Origin of the sequence: Inquilinus limosus MP06 (assembly GCF_000767795.1) — a bacterium.
Taxonomy (GTDB): domain Bacteria; phylum Pseudomonadota; class Alphaproteobacteria; order DSM-16000; family Inquilinaceae; genus Inquilinus; species Inquilinus limosus_E.
The window spans coordinates 1-2,593 of the sequence record NZ_JANX01000728.1 but is presented as its reverse complement, the minus strand read 5'-3'; the positions used below and the strand labels follow the sequence as shown (position 1 = coordinate 2,593).

Annotated in this window: 3 protein-coding genes; 2 read left to right on the top strand and 1 reads right to left on the bottom strand. The window is 68.6% G+C overall.

What is annotated here, in order from left to right:
- Together P409_RS36625 and P409_RS36620 are read left to right on the top strand one after the other, a co-directional pair.
- The coding region (locus P409_RS36625; RefSeq protein WP_152613653.1) for a DUF533 domain-containing protein at positions 1-554 on the top strand (554 nt) is incomplete at its 5' end.
- 112 nt (positions 555-666) lie between these two features.
- Complete coding sequence (locus P409_RS36620; RefSeq protein ID WP_052121627.1) at positions 667-1,344, top strand: DUF7683 domain-containing protein; 678 nt, start codon at positions 667-669, stop codon at positions 1,342-1,344.
- Between the two features lie 7 nt (positions 1,345-1,351).
- On the opposite strand, the gene P409_RS31525 is transcribed toward P409_RS36620, so the two are convergent.
- A complete protein-coding gene (locus P409_RS31525; RefSeq protein ID WP_034847840.1) occupies positions 1,352-2,341 on the bottom strand; it encodes a 2-hydroxyacid dehydrogenase in 990 nt (329 codons plus the stop codon).
- Positions 2,342-2,593: the final 252 nt, after the last annotated feature.

The following is a 2,593-nucleotide window of genomic DNA, read 5'->3' as shown; positions in this document are numbered from 1 at the left end:
CGATCATCGCCACGATCGCGATGCAGGCGCTGCAGAATCGCGGCGGCGGAGGCGGCGGCCTCGGCGGTCTGCTGGGCGGCATGGGCGATGCGCCTCCGACGGCACCGGCCACACCGGCCGCAGCCCCGGGTGTCGGCGGCGGATCCGGCGGCGGCTTCCTCGACATGGCCGATTCGGTCGGCGGCGGCGGCCAGGCGGCGCCGCTGATGGGGCAGGACACGGCGCATCGCATCCTGCGCACCATGATCGCGGCGGCGGCGGCCGACGGCACCATCGACCAGAACGAGGCGGCGGCGATCCAGGGCCAGCTCGGCGAGGAGGACGAGGAGGAGCGCGCCTTCATCGAGCAGGAGCTGAACAGCCCGGCGACGCCGGAGGAGCTGGCGGCCGGCGTCGGCGGCCCGCAGGAGGCGGCGCAGATCTACACCGCGGCGCTGCTGACCGTGACCATGGATTCGCCGGAGGAGAGCCGCTTCCTGAAGCAGCTGGCCCTGGCGCTGAAGCTGGACGCCCAGACCATCGCCGCGCTGCACCAGACGGTGCGGCCGAGATAAGGGCCAATTCCCTCCCTGTCATTGCCGGGCTTGACCCGGCAATCCAGAAGGTGTCGACGCTCTCTGGATGCCCGGGTCAAGCCCGGGCATGACAGGAAGGGGATGACAGGAAATGAACCATCCCAAGCTGGGCACCGGCGATCTCGTTCTGGTCATATTCGACCGCGAGCAATGGTGCCCGGTCTTCCAGATCCACCTGCGGAATCCCGACCCCGACAGGCTTCGCTCGCTGCTCGGTGTCGAGGCGGAAGACGACCCGGAGCTCAGGCGATCCTATCCGCTCGACGAAGCCGAAGCGGCAGCGATCGCTGCCGCGTCCGGAGCCGAGCTCGACATCCCGGGGCTGGACGCCGACGACCGGGACTATGCCCTGACCCGCCTCCACTCGATCGACACCGTGCCCTATCTGGTGCATACGGGCTACGAGCTTCCCCTCCTCCTGGACGGTCGCAAGAAGCTGGCCCGCATGACCCTCGAATATCCCCCAATGACGTTCGAGGGCGAACATCGCTTCGACCATTGGGTAGCGCAAGGCGTGCTTCACCGGGAGGAGGTGATCGAGCCATTTCCGCGTCCGGTGGGGGAGTTTCTCGGTATCCGGACCGTCTATTACACGGCGAAGGGCGAGGAATGGCGCATCCCGGCCATGAAGCTGATCATGACGGCTTCGGCAAGCTCCGGAGGCTGGAACGAGGTTTTCGAGCGCCTCGAGGGCATGATCTTCGGCTACGAGGATTGGCAGAACGACTGGTGGATCGACGTTCGCTTCCGGCGTAGTGGCTCGTCGTAAAAGACCTTCAAAACTCCGTCTCCAGCACCCGGTCGGGCGGCACGTGGCCGTCGACGAAGCTGCGGATGTTGACGATCACCTTCTGCCCCATGTCGATGCGGCCCTCGAGCGTGGCCGAGCCCATATGCGGCAGCAGCACCACATTCCCCAGCTTCAGCAGCTTCGGATTGACGTTCGGCTCGCGCTCGAACACGTCGAGCCCGGCCCCCGCCAGCTCGCCCTGCTTCAGCATCTGCGCCAGCGCGGTCTCGTCGATCACCTCGCCGCGCGAGGTGTTGACGATCAGCGCGTCGCGGCGCAGCAGCTTCAGCCGCCGGGCCGACAGCAGGTGGAAGGTCGCCGGCGTGCGCGGGCAGTTGACCGAGACGATGTCCATCCGCGACAGCATCTGGTCCAGGCTGGGCCAGAAGGTGGCGTCCAGCTCGGCCTCCACCTCCGGATGCACCCGGTTGCGGTTGTGGTAGTGCACCGACAGGCCGAAGGCGCGGGCCCGGCGCGCCACCGCCTGGCCGATCCGGCCCATGCCGATGATGCCGAGGCGCTTGCCGCCGAGCCGGGCGCCGAGCATCCCGGTCGGGCTCCAGCCCGTCCACTGCGCGCTTCGGACCAGCCGCTCGCCCTCCGCCAGCCGGCGGGCCACGGCCAGGATCAGGGCCATGGTCATGTCGGCCGTGTCCTCGGTCAGGACGCCGGGGGTGTTGGTCACGGTCAGCCCGCGCGCCTTCGCGGCCGCCAGGTCGATATGGTCGACGCCGGTGCCGAAGCTGGCGATCAGCTTTAGCTGCGGGCCGGACTTGGCGAGGAGCTCGGCGTCGATCCGGTCGGTCACCGTCGGCACCAGCACGTCGGCCTCGGCCATCGCCGCGGCCAGCTGGTCGCGGTCCAGCGCCACATCGTCATGGTTCAGCCGGGTCTCGAACAGCTCCATCATCCGGGTCTCGATGACATCCGGCAGCTTGCGCGTGACGATGACGAGCGGACGTTTTCTCTCGGCCATGGCGGACCCAGTCCCGGCAACCCCGTTTGCGCCATAGAGCAAGCACGCCGGGTGATTGTCCAGAGCCGGACTGTGACCTGCGTCACGGTTTGGCCGAAGAGTCGCGTAGGATGATGCCGTCGACCGGCTGGAGGATCATGCGGGACGAGACCGATTTTCGCGGCATTCTGCAGCGGCAGGCGCGATGGCCGCTGGCGGCCGGGGCGCTGGCGCTGGCCGCGCTGGCGCTGCCGCTCGCCGTCGACCCCAGGC